The sequence below is a fragment of the Desulfotignum phosphitoxidans DSM 13687 genome, assembly GCF_000350545.1.
GTDB lineage: Bacteria > Desulfobacterota > Desulfobacteria > Desulfobacterales > Desulfobacteraceae > Desulfotignum > Desulfotignum phosphitoxidans.
Genome location: NZ_APJX01000007.1, coordinates 77,162 through 97,917 on the forward strand (window position 1 = coordinate 77,162; position 20,756 = coordinate 97,917).

Below are 20,756 nucleotides of genomic sequence, written 5' to 3' on the forward strand. Positions count from 1 at the left end.
ATGAAAGTCACGCTGAGCTGGATAAAAGAATATATCGCTTTGGATCTTGAACCCGAAGAGATCGCTTCGAAACTGACCATGGCCGGCCTTGAAGTGGATGCGATTGAAAATCTGTATGCGTATCTTCAGGATATTGTGGTTGCCAAAGTACTGGAGGTCAAAAAACATCCGGACGCGGATAAATTGAGCTGCTGTGTGGTGGATACCGGAAACAGTACCCCGGCCCATATTGTCTGCGGTGCGCCCAATGTTAGGCCGGGTATGTATTCGGCCTGTGCGTTGCCGGGGGTCATCCTCCCCGGAGATGTGAAAATTAAAAAAAGCAAGCTTCGGGGCCAGGTGTCGGAAGGGATGCTCTGTTCGGGCGCCGAACTTCGTTTAGATACGGACGCCGCAGGCATCATGGATCTGTCCGGAGAGTATGTTCCGGGAACACCGTTGAATCAGGCATTGGATTTTGCCGATACCGTTTTTGAAATCGATTTGACGCCCAACCGTCCCGACTGCCTGAGCGTGATGGGGGTGGCCAGAGAAGCGGGGGCTTTTGTCCAGCCGAACCAGAAGCTTGTCAAGCCGGATGTGACCCCGGCACCGCAGCGCTTAACCGGTACATCCATTCATGATCATGCCCGGGTGGATATCAAGGATCCGGACCTGTGTCCCCGATATTGTGCCGGTCTTTTGTTTGATGTGACCGTGGGACCGTCTCCTTTCTGGCTGCGGCGCCGGCTGGAATCCGTGGGACTGACGCCCATCAACAATGTGGTGGATGTGACCAATTTCGTGATGCTGGAAACCGGGCAGCCCCTGCACGCCTTTGACTACGACAATCTGGCCGACGGGCGTATCGTGGTTCAAAAAGCCGGAGATGAAAAGGAATTTACCACCCTGGACAGCAAAACACACCGTCTGGATCCAGATATGCTCATGATCTGTGACGGCAAGCGACCGGTGGCCCTGGCCGGAGTCATGGGCGGCGAGAACTCGGAAATCGCTCCAACCACCACCCGGGTTTTGATCGAAAGCGCTTGCTTCAACCCGGTTTCCATCCGAAGGACCGCCAAACGGACCGGGATTGCCACGGATGCGTCCCATCGGTTTGAACGGGGCGTGGATCCCGACGGCACGGTGTATGCGTTGCAGCGGGCCATGGCCCTGATGGCAGATCTGGGGGATGCGGCCATGGCAAAGGACATGATTGATGCCTGTCCGGAACCGGTGGTGCCGGTCTGTATTGAACTGGACCCGGTTGCCATGAACATTCGTCTGGGAACCGATCTGTCCGTCCAGGAGATTTCCCGGATTCTGGAATCAGTGGCATTCAAGGTGCAGCCGGCCGGAAAAGGCTGTCTGATGGTTTCTGTTCCCACCTTTCGTGTGGATGTCACCCGGCCGGAAGACCTGTCTGAAGAAGTGGCACGGTTATGGGGATATAACCGGATCGACACCACATATCCGCCGGTGCCGGCCAAGGGCCGTCCCGTAAATCCGGTGATCCTGACACGCCGGACTGTCCGCAATATACTCAACGGCCTGTCGTTTTCTGAAGCCATTAATTACAATTTTATTGCCAAAGATTTCTGTGACCGGCTGCGGTTGTCGGAAAACGATACCCGCCGAAATGTGGTGCAGATTCTGAACCCGCTTTCCGATCAGATGTCCGTGCTCAGGACGTCTCTTTTACCGGGCCTGCTGGAAAATATGCGGAAAAATACATCCCAGCAGACAGATACCCTGCGGCTGTTTGAAATCGGCAAAACCTTTTTCAATACAGATGCCAATGCATTGCCCGACGAAGTGGAAATGCTGGCCGGACTGATCACGGGTAACCGGACCCGGCAAACCTGGTACGCCAAAAAACAGCCCGTGGATTTTTTTGACCTCAAAGGGGCCATTGAAGATCTTCTGGAAGGACTGGGGATTAAAGAGGTGATTTTCACACGGATCGATGAAGCTGCCTGTCCCTATTTTGAACCCGGTTACGGTGCAAAGATCCACAAACAGGGGGATATCGGTGTTCTGGGAAAACTGAGCCACCCGGTGTTGAGAAGTCTCGGACTTAAACAGGATGCCTATGTGTTTGAACTGGATCTGTCGGCGGTGATGGCCCATATGCCGGACCAAATACAGGCCAAACCTCTGCCGCGATATCCTTCCATCTCCCAGGATGTGACACTGATCGTGGAGCGGCAGATTCCTGTGGGGGATGTTATGGGCCAAATGAAAACCATTGCAGAAAAAGAATTTCTGGTGGAAGACATGTATTTGTTCGACCTGTTTGAAGGCAGCCCTCTGGCCGAAGGAAAAAAGTCCTTGTCCTTTCGAATCGTGTATCGCTCTGAAAATAAAACCTTGATGGAGAAGCATATACGCAAGCTTCATGCTGCCATTTCCAGCCGTCTGGTAAAAGCGTTTCATGCGGACCTGCCGGAATAACACACGGGGTATTGACAAAAGAAACGGGTATTGTTATACATTGCCGGTGATGCGGGTATAACTCAGGTGGTAGAGTGCAAGCTTCCCAAGCTTGATGTCGCGAGTTCGAGTCTCGTTGCCCGCTCCACCTTGCAGTAAAGGTGTTGGCCGGCAGAAAAGTTCCAGTGATGGAAATGAAACGGGTATGATCCAAGCCGAGTCGGGAAGGGCGAAGATTTAGTTGAATATTGAACAGGAACGGGCATCTGCCCGTTTTTGTATTTTAAACAAAGGGGTTCGGGTGCAGATTAGAGAATGGATTTGAGTCATAAAAGTAAACAGCATGTGAACCTGATTACACAGGTGGCGGAGGACTTGTGTCAAGGGGAAGGGTTTGAACTGGTTCATGTGGAGACGGTTACCTGGAATCGTCAGACCATCATTCGGATCTATGCGGATAAGCCCGGTGGTATCACTCTGGGAGATTGTGCGGCTATCAGCCGCCAACTGGGGGATCTGCTGGATGTGCATCTCCCGGACATGGGCGGTTACCGTCTGGAAGTATCATCGCCCGGACCCCACCGGCCATTGAAGAAAAAACAGGATTTTCACCGGTTCAAGGGCAGTCAGATTAAAATAGAAACCAGGGCATCCATCCAGGGGAAAAAAAGATTTACCGGCACACTTGAACAGATACAAGAAGATGCAGTCGTGATCGAGGTGGATGGTGAACGGGTAGAAATCCCGGATCTGCAGATTTACAAGGCAAACCTTGCAGGCCGGTAAAATGGAGAACGCTTAACCATGCTTATCACAGATATTAAAAGAGTGATCGATCAGGTCAGCCGTGAAAAAGGCATTGACCCCGAGGTATTGATAAATACCCTCAAAGAAGCCATTGTTTCCGCAGCCAGAAAAAAACTGGGTCCACGTGCGGACATCGAGGTGCACTATGATGGCAAAACCGGTGAGGTCGAAGTGTTCCATTTTAAGGAAGTGGTGGAAGAAGTGGAATTTCCGGACAATGAACTGACTCTGGAACAAGGGTATGAGTTTGATCCCGAGTGCGAGATCGGAGACAGTTTAGGGATCCGGATTGACACGGAAGAGTTCGGCCGCATCGCGGCCCAGTCCGCCAAACAGGTGATTATTCAGAAAATGCGGGAAGCTGAACGCAATGCCGTGTATGAAAATTTTATTCATAAAAAAGGTAAAATCATCAACGGGATCGTCCAGCGGTTTGACCGGGGCAGCATCATTGTCAATCTGGGGCAGGCGGAAGCGGTGCTGCGGCCCAGAGAGCAGATGCCCAGGGAAAATTACAAACGGGGAGACCGGATCCGTGCGTATGTGCTGGATGTTCTGGAAGAGTCCAAAGGGGCTCAGATCCTTTTGTCCCGGACTCATCCGGAGTTTTTGATGGAACTGTTTAAAACCGAAGTCCCGGAAGTGGCCGAGGGTATTGTGACACTTCAGGGAGCGGCCCGGGTACCGGGTGTCCGGGCGAAAATTGCCGTGTCATCCACGGATTCCGATGTGGATCCCGTGGGGGCCTGTGTGGGAATGAAAGGAAACCGGGTCCAGAATATTGTTCAGGAGCTTCGGGGAGAAAAAATCGATATTGTTCAATGGAGTCCGGATGTGGCCCGTTTTGTCTGCAATGCCCTGTCTCCTGCTGAAATCTCCCGTGTGATTATCGATGAGGACAACCGGTCCATGGAAGTGATTGTCAATGATGAATATCTGTCGATTGCCATCGGCAAGGGAGGCCAGAATGTGTCTTTGGCCTGTGAAATTACCGGGTGGCATCTGGAAGTGACGTCTGAAGAAGAATACAGCCGGGAAGTCAAACTCGGGTATGACAGTCTCATGAAACTGGAAAATGTCGGTCTGCCCATGGCGGAAATTTTATTCAAGTCCGGATACGCCTCTTTGATGGATATCGTGGAAACGTCACCGGAAGAACTGGCGTCCGTGATGGGAGTTTCCGAGGAGGAAGCCGACGCGACCATTGCACAGGCAAAAAAGCGATTGATGGAAGAACAGGCGGCTGCGGAAATTTCCCCACATCTTTCTGAAAAAGAGGAACAACCCGAAGCAGAGGAACAACCCGAAGCAGTGGAACAACCCGAAGCCGATGATACGGCAGATGAAACCGACTCCGATGTCATGGATGAGAACGAGGCTAAACCGTAAATCGCATACACAAACCAGCAAAAACGCAGGCTAGGGCAAAGAACATTAAAAGAGGATTACTTGGGGGCAAGGTATGGCGAAACTCAGAGTATACGAATTGGCAAAAGATCTGAACATGACAAACAAGGCACTGCTCAATAAACTCAAAGAGCTCGATATTGATGCAAAGAGCCATATGAGTTCTTTGGAGGACAGTGCAATCAAACAGATCAAAGCCAGTTTGTTCGGCAAGTCCAGACAAAAAGAAGACCTCAAGGTCCGGCCTTCGGTAATACGTCGGCGTAAAAAGAAAGCCGGGCGTGATCCGTATATGGAATCCCGGGAAAAACCGGAGGATTCTGCAGTATCGGAAATGGAGGTACAGAAAACCGAAGATACCACAGACGGGCGGGAAACAGCCATTGATACACCGGACGCCCCACCGGTGGCGGCTGAACAGAAACCTGCTGAAAAAACATCTGCCGCTGTTCCGAAATCCTCTGAAGTGTCAACGCCTCCAAAAACCTCTTTGACAAAAAAGAAAAAATCCGAGCCTGCCAGAATTATTAAACCGGTAAAAAAGACTCTTCCCCCGGAGCCGGAACCGGTCAAGCCGACACCTGCCTCAGAACCTGTGGACACAAAAACAAAACAAAAATCAGCAGCTGTTTCGGAGCCGACACCCGCATCTGCAGTATCGGATGATCAAAAAGCGTCGGAAAAAAAATCACCACCGGCAAAAGAAAAAAGTTTGAAAGACGATACCGCCCAAGAGGTGCCTTCGACTGTCCAGGAAAAGCCTTCGACTGTTGTGACAGATAAGGAAGCGGAAACAACAGAAAAGAAACCTCAAAAATCAGATGTTTCCCGGGAAGCGCCGGCAACACCGGAGACTGAAGAGGCAAAAGCATCCAAAAAGAAAAAGAAAAAAAAGAAATCCACTCCGGCCAAAATTGTGAAAAAAGCGGATCCGGTGGTTTTGGAAAATATTCGGAAAACAAGGGCGGAAGAAGAGAAAAAAGACATGAGTTCAGAGCGAACTGCCCGACCGGCTGCATCGAATCGATCCGGTGCGGTTGCAACCGGTCCGGATACAGGTGCGCCGTTTATTCCAGGCGAACCGGATCCGGGATTCAGAAAAAAAGATCGTCGCAAGGATGAGGGTCCAGGCGATTCGTTTGACGGGAAACGCAAAAAACGCAAAAAGAAATCAGTGGTGGAAGGAGAAGAACTCTACCGGGGCCGCGGTAAAAAGAAACGGGGCAAAAAAGACAACCGGGCCAAAAAAGGGGGGTTCCAGAAAACCCAGATCACAACCCCCAAGGCGATCAAGCGGCGGATCAAGATTGACGAGGCCATTGAGCTGGCAGAACTGGCCAAACGGATGGGAATCAAGGCCAATGAGATGATTGCCAAACTCATGACCATGGGTGTGATGGCCACGGTCAACCAGACCATTGATTTTGAAACAGCAACCCTGGTGGCGGCGGAATTTGACTTTGAAGTGGAAAAAGCCAGTTTTGAAGAAGATGTTCTGCTTCAGGTCGAAACCGATAATCAGGATAAGGGCCGCATGATCAAGACCCCTCCCGTGGTCACCATCATGGGACATGTGGACCATGGGAAAACATCATTGCTGGATGTCATCCGAAAATCCAAAATTACCAGCGGAGAGGCCGGCGGAATCACCCAGCACATCGGAGCGTATAACGTGGATACCCCCAAAGGCGGGCGGATCACGTTTCTGGACACCCCGGGCCATGCCGCTTTTACCGCCATGCGATCCAGAGGGGCCAAGGTCACGGATATTGTGATTCTGGTGGTGGCGGCGGATGACGGAGTCATGCCCCAGACCATTGAGGCCATCAACCATTCCAAAGCTGCCGGTGTGCCGGTGGTGGTGGCCGTGAACAAAATGGATAAACCCGGGGCGGACCCGGATCGTATCTTGCGGGAACTGGCTGAACTGGACCTTTTGGCGGAAGAATGGGGCGGAGACGTGATTTTTGTCAGAGTGTCCGCCAAAACCGGTGAAGGGATCGATGATCTGCTGGAAATGGTACTGCTCCAGTCCGAAGTGCTGGAACTCAAGGCCAATCCGGACCGGAATGCCAGCGGTTATGTGGTGGAATCCCGGCTGGATACCGGCCGGGGGGCCGTGGCCACGGTGCTGGTGAAGCAGGGGACCCTGCGGGATGGAGATGCCATCGTGTGCGGGCTCCACTCCGGCAAAATCCGGGCCATGATCGATGATCTGGGCAACCGGATTGAGGAAGCCGGTCCCTCCACACCGGCGGAAATCGTAGGATTGACCGGGGTCCCGGATGCCGGAGACGAGTTTGTGGCTGTGGCGACAGACAAGGATGCCAAACAGATCGCCAATCACCGTATGCAGAAACAGCGGGCCAAAGAACTGGCCAAAAAGAGCCGGGCCAACCTGGAGAAAATGTTCGAGAACTTAGGTTCCGAGGAAATCAAAGAGTTGAAGCTGATCGTCAAAGCGGATGTCCAGGGGTCCATCGAAGCATTGAACGATTCCCTCAAGGATCTGGCCAAAGAGGAAGTGGATATCAAGATTATCCATTCCGGAGTCGGTACCATCAATGAATCGGATGTGGGCCTGGCCAGTGTGTCGGATGCCATTATCATCGGATTCAATGTCAGACCCACACCCCAGATCCGGAAAATGGCCAAGGACGAAAATGTGGACATGCGGTTCTATGATATCATCTATGATGTGATCAATGATATCAAGGCGGCTCTGGACGGCATGATGCCCTCCACTTTTCATGAAATTATCATTGGGCGTGCCGAGGTGCGGGACACTTTTGTGGTGCCTAAAATCGGCACCATTGCCGGATGCCACATTGCCGAAGGCAAGGTGATCCGGGGCAAGAAGGTAAGGCTGCTCAGAGAAGGTGTGATCAAGTGTGATACCCAGCTGTCCTCTCTGCGCCGATTCAAGGATGATGTCAAGGAAGTGGAACAGGGGTATGAATGCGGCATCGGTCTGGCCAAATACAATGATATCAAGGCGGGCGATATCATCGAGTGTTATGAAGTGGAAGAAAGAAAATATATGCCCCAGAAAGAGAACTGATGAAACCATATACCCGGGCTGAACGGATCAGCATAAAGATCCAGCAGGCCATAACCGAGCTTCTGACCAAAAAAATCAGTGATCCCAGAATAGAGATGGCCACGGTGTCCCGGGTCAAACTGACCCCGGACCTGAGGCTGGCCAGTATCTATGTGACGGTTTTCGGAGATGAGGACCGGATCGCAGCCACTTTGGCGGGCTTTAAAAACTCCAAAGGATTTATCAAAAAGCACATTGCTCCCCAGCTGGGACTTAAATATATGCCGGAACTGCGGTTTTTTCACGATGATTCATTTGACAAAGCTGCCAGAATGGATGCCCTGATCGATTCAGTGGTCAAAGATATCCCCAAAGATTCGGACCCCGGCAGCGGGGAATCTGAATAAGCATCTTTGTTTTGAAAAAGCGGCGGTATTGATGAAAAACGGTATGGTGCTGATCAACAAGCCGGAAGGGATCTCTTCCGCCCGGGTCGTCAGTCAGGTCAAAAAGATATTTCAAGTAAAAAAAGCCGGACACACTGGAACGCTGGATCCCTTTGCCACAGGTCTTTTGCCGATCGCTTTAGGGCAGGCCACCCGGCTGAGCCGGTTTTTTCTGGGGGGCGCCAAGCAGTACCGGGCCACAGTGTGTTTGGGAATTGAAACCGACACCTATGACCGGACCGGTCAGATTGTCCATCAAGCAGACCCTCGATGTCTTGGCGCCATTGAACCGGAACAGGTACAACACATCGTGGCAGGATTCAAAGGAAAACAACGGCAGATCGCACCCAGCTTTTCAGCGCTGAAACACCAGGGTCAGCCTTTGTATAAACTGGCCCGTCAGGGGAAAATGATCCAGAAACCCGCCCGGCCCATTGAGATTTTTTCCATCCGGATGATTGCCGTGAACCTGCCGGAATTTGAACTGGATATCCATTGCTCCGGCGGAACCTATATCCGGAGTCTGGCCCATGATATGGGAGAACAGCTGGGGTGCGGCGCACATTTGTCAAAATTGTGCCGGACCGGTGTCAGCCATTTTACACTGGATCAGGCCCATGAATTGGAAGCATTGCCCAGGCTGCCTTTGGACAGATCAGTGATTCCCATGACAGACTGTCTGTCTTTTCTGCCCCGGATGCAGGTGGACGATGCCATGACCCAAAAAATCGGACATGGGATGAAACTGTCTGACCATGAGGTGCGTTCATTTCAGACAGAACCGGTGCCCGCACAGACCCCGGTCCGGGTCCTGGATTCGACAGGTCGGCTCATTGCCGTGATAGAACCGGATCCAGACCGGCCGGAATATAATTATTGTTGCGTTTTCAACCGGTAAATGGTAGAAAGATCTGCCCCCTTGTAATGAAAAAATGCGGGGCAATTTTCAGTATCGGCCGTTTGGCAGAAACATCAGGATCGTCTGAATGGAATATTGGATGCCCCTGGTAACGGCGCAAAGCCGGCCAAATGAATGCCGGAATTTATTTATTCCAGATAAAGGAGTCACACCGTGGTTTTATTAGCAGAAAACAAAGAAGAAATGATTGAGCAGTTCAAGATCCATGAGTCAGATACCGGGTCACCCGAGGTGCAGGTGGCCATTCTGACTCACCGCATCAGCTACCTGACCGAACATTTGAAAGTGCATAAAAAAGATCATCATTCCCGCCGGGGATTGTTGATTCTGGTCGGACGGCGCCGAAACCTGCTGGATTATGTCAAGAAAAAAGACATCAACCGGTATCGATCTTTGATCGATAGGCTGGGGCTCAGAAGATAATATGACGATAAACCGGTTTTTGGCTGTGTTCAGGTCAAAAACCGGTTTTTTGCAGTTTACCGGGCGGCAATTCTTGAAAACACGAATAAATAAGTTCGCATCTGTGCCATCCAGCAATTTGTTGGATGATACACATGCGGGTTTATTGTTTTGAGTGCGTTTCAATGGATTTCCGCCTTTTTTACCTAATTTAAAAGGAGAAATCATGGAGAAAACATTAACAGCGACAGTCGGCGGCAGGGAATTTTCCATCAGCACCGGCAAAATGGCCAAACAGGCATCCGGTGCGGTGGTGGTGCAGCTGGGCGAAACCGTGGTACTGGTGACGGCAGTGTCGGCAAAAAATCCCAAAGAGGATGTGAGTTTTCTGCCCCTGACCGTGGAGTATCAGGAACGAATTTATGCGGCCGGCCGGATTCCGGGCAACTATTTCCGGCGGGAGATCGGCCGGCCCTCTGAAGATGAAACATTGCGGGCCAGACAGATCGACCGGCCCATCCGTCCGTTGTTTACACAAGGATATAATTTTGAAACCCAGGTCATCGCCACTGTGCTGTCAACCGATAAAATGTGTGATCCGGGCATTCTGGCCCTGGTGGGGGCATCTGCGGCCCTGGAAATTTCAGATATCCCGTTTGACGGCCCTATTGCCGGTATCAAGGTGGGTCGTATCAACGGTGAGTTCGTTGCCAACCCCACCCTGGAACAGATGATGGAAAGTGACATCGATTTGACGGTGGCAGGCTCTAAAACCGGTGTGGTCATGGTGGAAGCCGGCGCCAATATCGTGTCGGAAAAAGACATGCTGGATGCCATTTATTTCGGTCATGATGCCATGCAGCCCATCATTGACATGCAGGTGGAATTAAAAAACACCCTGGGCAAGGAAAAGAAAGTGTTTGTTCCCGCAGAACGGGACCCGGAACTGGCTGCCAAGGTCGTTGATTTTGCAAAAGACGGCATCCGCGAACGCGTCCAGATCAAGACCAAAATAGAACGTCAGAATGCGTTAAGCCTTTACAAGGATGAGGTGGTGGAACATTTTACCCAGGAGTATCCGGACCAGGGTAAGGAAATCAAGGAAAATTTCAGCAAGGCGGTCAAGGAAGTCAGCCGTGAGATCACCTTGACACAAAATCACCGCATTGACGGCCGGGCCTTTGATGAAATTCGTAACATCACCTGTGAAGTGGGAATGCTGCGAAGACCCCACGGCAGTGCGCTGTTTACACGGGGAGAAACCCAGGTCCTCGGAGTCATGACCCTGGGATCCGGCCCGGATGAGCAGCGGGTGGAAACCCTGGCCGGCAACGAGACCCGGGCGTTTATGCTGCATTACAATTTTCCTCCCTATTCCGTGGGAGAGGTGAAGCGGGCCGGCGGTCCCAGCCGCCGGGATATCGGTCATGGGAATCTGGCTACCCGTGCCATTGAGCGGATACTGCCGGATCCGGCCGATTTTGAATACACCATCCGGTTGGTGGGTGAGGTCATGGAGTCCAACGGGTCTTCCTCCATGGGCACGATCTGTGCCGGGTGCCTGGCGCTCATGGATGGCGGTGTGCCCATCAAGGCACCGGTTTCCGGTATTGCCATGGGATTGATCAAAGACGGGGACAACACCGTGATTCTGTCCGATATCCTGGGGGATGAAGATCATTTCGGGGATATGGATTTCAAGGTGGCCGGTCCTGAAGCCGGCATCACGGCCCTGCAGATGGATATCAAGATCAAGGAGCTGTCCAAAGATGTCATGGAAAAAGCCCTGATTCAGGCCAAAGCAGGCCGGCTTCATATTCTGGGAGAGATGTTGAAAACCATTAACACGTACCGGGAAGATATTTCTCCCCATGCCCCCAAAATTTTGAGCATCACCATCAATCCGGACAAGATCAGGGATATTATCGGCCCGGGCGGCAAGATTATCCGGGCCCTCCAGGCGGACACCAACACCACCATTGAAGTGGATGACTCCGGACTGGTGAAAATTGCCGGGGAAAATCAGGAGGATGCGGAGCGGGCTCTGGCCATGGTGGCGGATATCGCGCTGGATCCGGAAATCGGGGCCATCTATGAAGGCAAGGTCGTGAAAATTACCGATTTCGGGGCGTTTGTGAATATCAAATCCGGCACCGACGGCCTGGTGCATATTTCCGAGCTGGCCGACTACCGGGTCAAGAAGGTCACGGATGTGGTCAAAGAGGGGGATGTGATCAAAGTCAAGGTCCTGGATATCACCCGGGACGGAAAAATCAAACTCAGCTACAAAGCTGTCAAGGCGGATGAAACAGAATAATTCTTTTTGCGTCTGTCCGCTGGCTTCGGGCAGCAAAGGAAACGCATTGCTGGTCTCCACGCCGGACACCGCCATTCTGGTGGATGCCGGTTTGTCCGGTGTGGAGCTTCAGCGGCGGATGACGGCAGTGGGACAGGATCCTGCTGATCTGTCCGCCATTGTCATCACCCATGAACATATCGATCATGTCAGAGGCGCCGGCGTCCTGGGACGGCGATTCAATATTCCGGTTTATATCTCTTCCGCCACCCATCAGGCCTGCCCCGGACTGGGCCATGTGCCTGAACTGATTCATTTTGAATGCGGGACCCGGTTTGACATCCGGGATCTGGTCCTGAATCCCTTTTCCATCTCCCATGACGCCTCGGACCCGGCCGGTCTGACCTTGACCTGGCAGCAGAGTAAAATCGGCATCGCCACGGATCTGGGGGTGGTGACCAACCTGGTGCGGACCCATCTGTCCGGTTCTTCAGTTCTTTATCTGGAATCCAATCATGATCCGGAGATGCTCATCAACGGATCTTATCCGTGGCATCTGAAGCAGCGGATTCAATCGCGCACCGGCCATCTGTCCAACAATGATGCCGGCACCCTTCTGGCGGACCTTTACCATGACCAGCTGCACCATGTGATCCTGGCCCATCTGAGCGAAGAAAACAACCGGCCTGAACGGGCCCTGGCCGAGGTGGGCCGTTGTCTGAACCGGCCGGGTACCGCGCTGTCCGTTGCCGGACCCGACCGGCCTGGAGACGTGATCCGAATAACAGGAAAGGAAAAATAAAGATGACAAAACTGATCGTTAAGAACTTGACCGGGGATCAGATCCATCCGTTTCTGGATGAGCTGGCCCGGCTGCGGATCGAAGTGTTCAAAGAATACCCGTATCTGTATGACGGCAGTGTGGAATACGAAACCGAATATCTGAAATCCTATGCTGCGTGCTCTGAAAGTCTGGTGGTGGGGGCTTTTAAAGACGAACACCTGGTGGGGGCCTCCACCGGCCTGCCCATGAAGGATGCAGCCCAAGAATTCAAGGCCCCGTTTGCGGCACAGGGGCAGGACATTGACAAAATATTTTATTTTGGCGAATCAGTCATGAAAAAAGCCTGTCGCGGGACCGGAATTTACGCGCGGTTTTTCGCGGAACGCGAAGGATATGCCCGATCCCTGGGGCGGTTCGACCGGGTCTGCTTTTGTGCGGTGGAGCGGCCGGCGGATCATCCGGCCAAACCTTCGGGATACCGGCCCCTGGATGGCTACTGGAACAGACGCGGTTATACCCGGCGCCCTGATTTGACCACCCGGTTTCTGTGGAAAGACTTGGACGAGGTAGAGGAATCACCCAAAAAAATGGTATTCTGGATCAAACCGGTGTAAAAAAAGGAATAATCCTTGACTGTTTTTTTATAATGGTTTAACCATTGAGGGAAAGTATCTGAAAATTCATTCAAAAGGAGTTTGATTATCATGATAAATAAACTTATCAGTCAGATTCTTCCCCATATGCCTGAGAAGCTGATCTGGCAGTTTTCAAAGGAGTATATTGCCGGGAAAACCACGGAACAGGCCTTCGAAGCGTCCAGGGAGCTGAACCGGAACAATACCCTGGTCACCCTGGATATTCTGGGTGAGTTCATTGAAAACATGGACCAGGCCAAAGACAACCGGGATCAGTATATTGATCTGATCAACACGATGGAAGCCACGGACGTCAAGGGAAATTATTCTATCAAACCCACCATGTTCGGTCTTCTTCTAGACAAGCAGACCTGTTCTGACTACATGCGGGATATTGTGGCCACAGCGGCTGAATATGATAATTTTGTCCGCATCGACATGGAAAACTCCCCCACTGTGGACGACACCATTGAGATTTTCAGGCGGATCAAAGCGGAATTTCCAAAAAATGTGGGATTGGTGCTTCAGGCGTACCTGAAACGGACCCGCTCCGATATCGAAGCCATGCTGGACCTGAAATCAGATGAGGCGGACCTGAATTTTCGGCTGTGCAAAGGGATTTATGTGGAATCCCCCGCCATTGCATACAAAAAATACGAAGAGATCAATGCCCATTATCTGGAAGATCTGGAATTCATGTTCCAGAGCGGCATCTATCCGGGTATTGCCACCCATGACAAGCCCCTGATCGAGGGCGCATTGAAGCTGATCCAGAAATACAATATCCCCAAAGACCGGTATGAATTTCAGATGCTGTACGGAGTGACCCCCAAACAGCGGCAGAGCCTGGCGGATGCCGGCCACAAGGTGCGGGTGTATGTGCCGTTCGGGGAACACTGGTTCGGGTATTCCACCCGCCGGCTCAAGGAAAATCCAGCCATGGTCACCCATATTGTGAAGGCGTTGTTTGCCAAAGGATAAATAAGGAGATGCCGCCATGAACGCCGTCATCGATGCCTTGAATTTTCGTCATGCCTGCAAGAAATTCGACCCGGCCAGAAAGATTGCCACCAAAGATCTGGACACGATTCTGGAGGCGGCGGTGCTGTCTCCCTCTTCTTTCGGTATGGAGGCCTGGAAATTTCTGGTGCTGCAATCACCGGGTATCCGGGAGAAACTGCGCCCGGCCTGCTGGGACCAGACTCAGATAACTGACAGCAGCCATGTGATCGTGATTCTGGCCAGACCGGATCAGGTGGCCCCGGGCCACCCGTATGTGGCTGAAAGTTTTGGCCGCAGAGGGTTGCCCGAAGATGCCACCACCGCTTATATTGAAAAATATCGGCATCATATGGAAACAGAGGTGCTGCCCCGAATGAATCTGTATGCCTGGTGCAGCAAGCAGTGTTACATCGCCCTGGCCGATATCATGACCGCTGCCGCGGCAATGGGCATTGATTCCTGCCCCATGGAGGGGTTTGAAAAAGACCGGGTGGAGCGCATTCTGGAAATCGATACCCAAAAGTTCGAAGTGGCGGTGCTGGTGGCCCTGGGATACCGGTCGGACAAGCAGCCCCCCCGGCGGCGCCACTCTAAAGAGAAACTGGTTGAAATCCGTTAACCGGCCTCGCTGGATCTGAATCCGGTTCTTTCACCCCTTACAGGGTTTCTTTTTCCAGCAGGTGATAATACTCACCTTTGGCCCTTACCAGCTCCGGGTGGCTGCCTTGTTCCCGGATCCGGCCAACCCTGAGCAGCAGGATCCGGTCACAGTGCCGGATGGTGGACAGGCGGTGGGCGATGATGATGGACAGCCGGCCTTTCATGAGCCGGTTCATGGCCTCATGCACCGCCTGCTCCGATCCGGAATCCATGTAGGATGTGGCCTCATCGAAAATGATCAGATCCGGGTTGCAGGCAAAGGCCCGGGCAATGCATATCAGCTGTTTTTCTCCGGCGGACAGCGGACGTCCCCCCTCCCTGAGCACGGTGTCCGGTCCGTCAAACTTGTCATATAAAAATCCGCAGTTGGCCTGTTCCAGCACTTTTTTCAGGGCAAGGCCGTCCAGGGGATTTTCCGGCGGGCAGATATTGTCTTTGACTGTGCCGGAAAAAAGGATGGGGTCCTGCATGACCAGAGCGGTTTTCCGTCGGATATCCATGGTGTTGATGGATTCCTGGGGCTGACCGTTGATCCGGATAAGGCCGGCATCCGGCCGGTAGAATCCTGTGACCAGGTTGATGATGGAGGTCTTTCCGGACCCGGTCTGACCCACGATTCCGATGGAACTCCCTTTTTCAAGAGAAAAACAGATATCTTTGAGCACCGGTGTTTCCGTGTCATAAGAAAAATGAACATGATCAAATGCCAGGTGATGGATGGCATCCATCCGGACTCTTTTTCGGGTAAGGCGCTGCCGGTCTTTTTTCTGTTCCAGCACTGTGGTGATCCGTTCCGCCGAGGCCAAAGCATTCTGAAGCAGATTGAATTTTTCCGACAGCTCCCGCAACGGCCTGAAAAACAGTTTCATATAGGTGAGAAATGCCACCAGTTCGCCGATGGTCATTTCATGGGCCGTGACCTTGAGACCGCCGGCCCACAGGATGATCGCCGTGCTGACGATGCCCAATAACCCGATAAAGGGCATGAACACGGCAAAGGTTTTTATCTGGCGCATGGCGGCATCATAATGGGTCGCATTGAGATCCCGGAACCGTTTGATAAACGTGGCTGCGCTGCCAGTGGTCTGGATGGCCCGGATGCCGGAAATGCCTTCGGAAAAACTGTGGTTGATCTCCCCGATCTTCTGTCGGATGGTCCGAAAGGCGCTGCGCACATGCCGGGAAAATCCGGTGACACTCACCAGGATCACGGGCACCAGCCCAAACAGATAAAAGGCCAGTCCGGCATTGAGCCGTGCCAGCATCACAAAAATGGCTGCCATGAGCACCAGGTCCTTGAAGATGAACACCAGCACACTGGTGAACATTTCGTTCATGTTCTCAATGTCGCCTGCCACCCTTGCCACCAGCCGGCCGGAGGCGTTTTTATCATAATAGGCCACGGGCAGGCCGGTCATGTGGGAGAACAGTTCCCATCGCAGGTTCAGAATAATTTTCTGGCCGGAGTATTCCAGAAACAGGGTCTGACCGAAATCGATGACAAATGCGGCCAGGATCATCAGGCAGAAAAAAAGACCGAACGACCGGAAGTCTTCCATGTGCAGACCTAGAAACAAGGCATCCTTTGAATTCTGGCCGGATTGGAGGATAAATCCGTCCAGGCCTTTCTGGATGAGCAGCGGAATGGACAGCTCAAAGAAAATACCGGCAAACACCAGCAGGGTGGACACTGCCAGCATCCAGGCATAGGGCCGGATATAGGGCCACATCGCTTTGGCCAAAACCAGATCGGCCAGACGGATTTCCTTTTCTTCCCGCGTCATCAGGTCTCCTCAAACTGCTGCACATCAAATGCATGCCGGTAGTATCGGCTGGTTTCAAGCAGATGGGCATGGGATCCGCCGGCAGAGATCCGGCCGTTTTCCAGAACATATATGGTGTCGCAAGCGGCCAGAGCGGACAGACGATGGGAGATAAGGATGCAGGTGCGATCCTTTGTCAGGCGGTGGATACCGTCGATCACCCGCTGGGCGGTCTGGGTGTCCAGCTGGCTGACCGGATCGTCCAGAATCAGCACCGGCTTGTCCTCCACCAGGGCCCTGGCCAGGACCAGCCGCTGTTTCTGGCCCCCGGACAAAGTTACTCCCCGTTCTCCCACAAGGGCTTCCAATCCCCGGGGCATGGCTTTAATGGTATCGGAAAGATCACAGATTCGGATCACTTTCTCCAGATCGGTATCTGTCATGTCCCGCCCCATAAGCATGTTTTCCCGGATGGTGGCGGAAAACAGAAACGGTTCCTGGGGCATGAATGCGATGCAGGACTGCAGGGCTTTGGGATCCATGTCCATGGTGGGAATGCCGTTCACCCGGATATCGCCTTGGGTGGGATCATACAGCCGCATCATCAGATACGCCAGGGTGGTTTTGCCGGTCCCGGGCGGGCCGGTGATACCCACCCGGCTGCCCCCCGGGATATCCAGACAGATGTCCGACAATATGGGGGTGTGGCCGTCATAGGAGAACCCGGCATGGTTGAAACGGAAATGGCGGATCTGGCGGGGCATGGGCACCGGGTTTTCCGGACAGGTGATCCGGGGCCGGGACTGGAGCAGGGCGTTGATGCGGCCCAAAGAAGACATCCCCCGCTGGAACAGGTTGGTCATCCATCCGATGGCAATGACCGGCCAGGCCAGCAAACCCAGATACTGGAGAAACGCCACCAGTTCTCCGGGACTCAATGTGTTGCGCATCACCAGTATTCCGCCGTAAAACAGAATGATCAATGAAGAGATGTTAAAGAAAAACCCCAGCAAAGGGCGCAACAGGGACGTGGCCACGGCCCGTTTCAGGTTTTTGCGGAAATAATCCGTGGCAGCATGGCCCACCCGGTTTGTTACCAGCGATTCAAAATTGAACACCTTGATGATCCGGATACCGAAAAAGCTTTCCCGGATCATTTCAGTGAGAACGGAAAATGATTCCTGGGCGGTGGTGTGAAAGTCATGCATTTTTTTACCTAGGAATCGTGTGAAGAAAATCAGGGCCGGCATGGGGATCATGGCCATGGCTGTGAGTTTGGGTTGGGTCCAGATCATGATGGCCAGAATGGCGCCTCCCAGCAGCACCGTGTCCACCAGCACAATAATTCCGAATCCGAAAGCCATGCGCACATGGTTGATGTCCGAGGTGGCATGGGCCATGATGTCCCCGGTATTCACCCGGTCGAAAAAAGCCGGGTCCAATGACATGATATGGGTGTACAGCTGGTCCCGGATCCCTTTTTCCAGGTTTCTGGCACTGCCCATGAGCAGGATGCGCCAGGCATAACGCAGCACCGCCATAAGCACGCCCAGCCCCAGAATGAATACACACTGACGGATCAGTACGGCCCGGTCCAGGCTGCCTTCAGTCAGGGTATCCACCACCGACCGGATCACCTGGGGCACAATGAGCTGGGTGCCGTCCACGATGATCATGCATACCATACCCAAAAGGATCTGGGCCTTGTACTGCCTGAAAAAGGGAAGGATCAGTTTCAATCTTTCCCCTTCCGGCCGGATGGGACCGCCACATCTGTCTGAACCTGAAAATTCATGACAGAAGCATAGGTTATTTTCCGGTGGTTTTCAATACTGTTCCCGTCCATACAGTTCCGGATTTTCGGAACGTTCCCTTCTGCGGTAAAACCATCAGGGATTATTTAAAAAACTCAAACACATATTTGGCTGCCGTCAGTATCATGATCCCGGTCAGCATCCATTTGATGGCCCTGGCCGGGACAAATTTCTGGGACCGGGCACCTAAATACATGCCCGCCATGCCGCCGATACCGAATAAAATTCCCAGCAGCCAGTCAGGAGCCACGGACAGGTGAGGATAAAACGGGGCAATGGCCTGGTAAAAAGCAACCCCGGCAATGGAGGTGACAAAGGTCCCCATCAGGGCCGCGCCAGCCACGATATATACCGGCAGTCCGAAAAAAGTGACAAAAAAAGGGGCGATGATGGAACCGCCGCCGATGCCGTAAATGCCCCCGACAATGCCCACAATGAAACTGAGAGAAAAAATGCCCGGAAAAGATACCTCATAGGATTCACCATAAAAGGTGAATCCCAGCCGGCGGAGGTTGAAACCGGTCACAGTGGAGGGCCGTGAAGTGACGTCATCTGAACGCCAGTTTTTCATCAGGGTTTGAAACCGCTTTTCACTGTTGTTTTTGCCGGCATTCCGGCCGGATTGCTTCCGCAGATCCCGCATCATTTTAAGCCCGATATACAACAGGACACCGGCGGCAAACAGCTTGAACAGCCCGGGGTCCGGCAGCCAGGTCACCCGTACAACTGCACCGATGAATACGCCGGGCAGGGTGCCTGCAACGACGATCCAGGTTAAGGGCCATACCATCCGGCCTTCGCGCCAGTAACGGTAGACCCCGCTGGGAATGGCCACAATGTTGAACAACTGGTTGGTGGCACTGACCGAAGGATGGGTGTAGCCCAGAACCGACATCTGGAACGGCAGGAGCAGAAACGCACCGGATATCCCGCCCATGGAGGTGAAAAATGACACCACAAATGCCACCAGCGGCGGTACCCATATGGCTGTTTCAATGCCTGCGGTTGAAAAATACATAACGGTTTCCTTGGTAATAACAATCATGGCCTGAGAGACCACAGCAAATGATAAAAATATCAGCAGTCAAGTATAGGCCCAACACTTAAATCTTTCATATAAATACGAATTTATAGTCACGTAATATTTTATATTCGTGATAGTAACAACCATTGACAAGAGACGTCAAGTATTTTATTGAATCATCCCATAAATGACTGCAACATTGTTGAACGTACGGAAACCCGATATGGCGGATCAAAAGAAATCCACACAAAATCAGGATATTTCACCGTCCGGCGGAAAGGATCACAGCCGGATCATCTCCATTGCCAGGACCGGGCCATGCCTGGATACGGCTCAGCTGAATCAGCTGGAACAGTGTTTTCGAAAATGGGCAACCGATTCGCCCCGCGCGGATGTGCGCTTTTCCCGCTGCCGCATTTTGATCACTTTTCTTTTGATCCGATATACCGGTGCAAAATTAAAGGAAGTGCTGGCGGTCAACCCTTTTACAGATATCGATGTACAAAACCATGCGGTGACCTATGGCTCCAGCGGGCCTGAAACCGGTGTGAAACCCAGAACGGTTCATCTCTCCGAGGCCCTGGGCACTGAGATTCAGGAATTGATCCACGGACCGGGATTCAAAGAAAAAGCAGGCCGGCTGACTGACCTGGATCCCGGGTTTGTACGTCGCAAATTTTATGAACGGGCGGCTGCATGCGGTTTTGACAAGGAACTGGGCGGACCCGAGGCCATCCGCAGGGCCAGGGCAATCGAGTTGATGCAGGGCAATCTGCCGCTACCGGTGGTTCAACAAATTTTAGGGCACATGTCCGCCAGCCTGACGTCATCGTATGTCACCTTTTCGGAAACTGATATTCAGGCGGTTGCCAAGCGGTTCATGGAAAAGGAATCCGGCCGCAGAACCAGCGCCCGCAACACTTTTTTCTGCAAAGTCACAAACATTGTAAATGCAGATATTCAGTCTCTGATTGAAATGATCACTCTGGACGGCCATTCCATTATCACTGTGATCACCAACGACAGTGTCAAACGACTGGGTCTGGTTACCGATAAATGGGTGATTGCTGAGGTCAAAGCGCCTCAGGTAATGCTGCAAAGCGGTGATGTGTCTTGTGCATGCAGTGTGGAAAACCGGTTCAAAGGAATTGTCACCCGGATCACCCGGGGGAAAATCAATACCGAATGTATTGTCACGGTGTCAGATTCTTTGCAGATCTGTGCCGTGATATCCTCGGCCGGTTCCTGGATTTCCGGCCTGAAGCAGGGAGATCCGGTCCGGGCCTTGTTCACCGCTGTTTCCGTGGTACTTCATCTGAATTGATAATGCTAAAAAGTCTTA

The 20,756-nt window shown here is 52.5% G+C and carries 16 protein-coding genes and 1 tRNA gene; 14 read left to right on the forward strand and 3 right to left on the reverse strand.

All coding sequences use genetic code 11. The features are described from left to right. The 13 genes from pheT to DPO_RS15520 all read left to right on the forward strand — a co-directional run bounded on the left by pheT (window position 1) and on the right by DPO_RS15520 (window position 14,772). Entirely contained in the window at window positions 1-2,436 is a 2,436-nt protein-coding gene (gene pheT, locus DPO_RS15460; RefSeq protein ID WP_006967057.1) for a phenylalanine--tRNA ligase subunit beta, read from the forward strand. 51 nt (window positions 2,437-2,487) lie between these two features. Then, a tRNA-Gly gene (locus DPO_RS15465) sits at window positions 2,488-2,563 on the forward strand. A 167-nt stretch (window positions 2,564-2,730) separates the two neighbouring features. Next, the gene (locus tag DPO_RS15470; RefSeq protein WP_006967058.1) at window positions 2,731-3,201 is read left to right on the forward strand and encodes a ribosome maturation factor RimP; all 471 of its coding nucleotides are present in this window, start codon (window positions 2,731-2,733) and stop codon (window positions 3,199-3,201) included. Between the two features lie 18 nt (window positions 3,202-3,219). Next, complete coding sequence (nusA, locus tag DPO_RS15475) at window positions 3,220-4,611, forward strand: transcription termination factor NusA (RefSeq protein ID WP_006967059.1); 1,392 nt, start codon at window positions 3,220-3,222, stop codon at window positions 4,609-4,611. A gap of 73 nt (window positions 4,612-4,684) precedes the next feature. Then, window positions 4,685-7,690 (forward strand): translation initiation factor IF-2, encoded by a 3,006-nt coding sequence (gene infB, locus DPO_RS15480; RefSeq protein WP_006967060.1) that lies wholly within the window; start codon window positions 4,685-4,687, stop codon window positions 7,688-7,690. After that, complete coding sequence (rbfA, locus tag DPO_RS15485; RefSeq protein WP_006967061.1) at window positions 7,690-8,076, forward strand: 30S ribosome-binding factor RbfA; 387 nt, start codon at window positions 7,690-7,692, stop codon at window positions 8,074-8,076. The genes infB and rbfA overlap by 1 nt, the downstream gene beginning before the upstream one ends. 31 nt (window positions 8,077-8,107) lie before the next feature. Then, a complete protein-coding gene (gene truB / locus DPO_RS15490) occupies window positions 8,108-9,013 on the forward strand; it encodes a tRNA pseudouridine(55) synthase TruB (RefSeq protein ID WP_006967062.1) in 906 nt (301 codons plus the stop codon). A gap of 174 nt (window positions 9,014-9,187) precedes the next feature. Further along, on the forward strand, window positions 9,188-9,457 hold the full coding sequence (gene rpsO / locus DPO_RS15495) for a 30S ribosomal protein S15 (protein WP_006967063.1): 270 nt from the start codon (window positions 9,188-9,190) through the stop codon (window positions 9,455-9,457). Between the two features lie 205 nt (window positions 9,458-9,662). After that, the gene (pnp, locus tag DPO_RS15500; protein ID WP_006967064.1) at window positions 9,663-11,753 is read left to right on the forward strand and encodes a polyribonucleotide nucleotidyltransferase; all 2,091 of its coding nucleotides are present in this window, start codon (window positions 9,663-9,665) and stop codon (window positions 11,751-11,753) included. After that, complete coding sequence (locus tag DPO_RS15505) at window positions 11,740-12,534, forward strand: MBL fold metallo-hydrolase (protein ID WP_006967065.1); 795 nt, start codon at window positions 11,740-11,742, stop codon at window positions 12,532-12,534. The genes pnp and DPO_RS15505 overlap by 14 nt, the downstream gene beginning before the upstream one ends. 2 nt (window positions 12,535-12,536) lie before the next feature. Then, window positions 12,537-13,130, forward strand: a complete 594-nt coding sequence (locus tag DPO_RS15510; RefSeq protein WP_006967067.1) for a hypothetical protein — start codon at window positions 12,537-12,539, stop codon at window positions 13,128-13,130. A gap of 90 nt (window positions 13,131-13,220) precedes the next feature. Continuing rightward, a complete protein-coding gene (locus DPO_RS15515) occupies window positions 13,221-14,132 on the forward strand; it encodes a proline dehydrogenase family protein (RefSeq protein WP_006967069.1) in 912 nt (303 codons plus the stop codon). A gap of 16 nt (window positions 14,133-14,148) precedes the next feature. After that, window positions 14,149-14,772, forward strand: a complete 624-nt coding sequence (locus DPO_RS15520) for an NAD(P)H-dependent oxidoreductase (protein ID WP_006967071.1) — start codon at window positions 14,149-14,151, stop codon at window positions 14,770-14,772. A 37-nt stretch (window positions 14,773-14,809) separates the two neighbouring features. On the opposite strand, the gene DPO_RS15525 is transcribed toward DPO_RS15520, so the two are convergent. The 3 genes from DPO_RS15525 to DPO_RS15535 all read right to left on the reverse strand — a co-directional run bounded on the left by DPO_RS15525 (window position 14,810) and on the right by DPO_RS15535 (window position 19,408). Then, window positions 14,810-16,597 carry an ABC transporter ATP-binding protein gene (locus DPO_RS15525; protein ID WP_006967073.1) on the reverse strand — a complete coding sequence of 596 codons (1,788 nt, stop codon included), beginning with the start codon at window positions 16,595-16,597 and terminating at the stop codon, window positions 14,810-14,812. Next, window positions 16,597-18,315: an ABC transporter ATP-binding protein gene (locus DPO_RS15530; protein ID WP_006967074.1), complete on the reverse strand. Its 1,719-nt coding sequence runs from the start codon at window positions 18,313-18,315 to the stop codon at window positions 16,597-16,599. Before DPO_RS15530 ends, DPO_RS15525 begins: the two co-directional genes overlap by 1 nt. 157 nt (window positions 18,316-18,472) lie before the next feature. Next, on the reverse strand, window positions 18,473-19,408 hold the full coding sequence (locus tag DPO_RS15535; RefSeq protein WP_006967075.1) for a sulfite exporter TauE/SafE family protein: 936 nt from the start codon (window positions 19,406-19,408) through the stop codon (window positions 18,473-18,475). Between the two features lie 229 nt (window positions 19,409-19,637). Between DPO_RS15535 and DPO_RS15540 the strand changes: the two genes are divergently transcribed. Further along, on the forward strand, window positions 19,638-20,738 hold the full coding sequence (locus DPO_RS15540) for a TOBE domain-containing protein (RefSeq protein ID WP_006967076.1): 1,101 nt from the start codon (window positions 19,638-19,640) through the stop codon (window positions 20,736-20,738). Window positions 20,739-20,756: the final 18 nt, after the last annotated feature.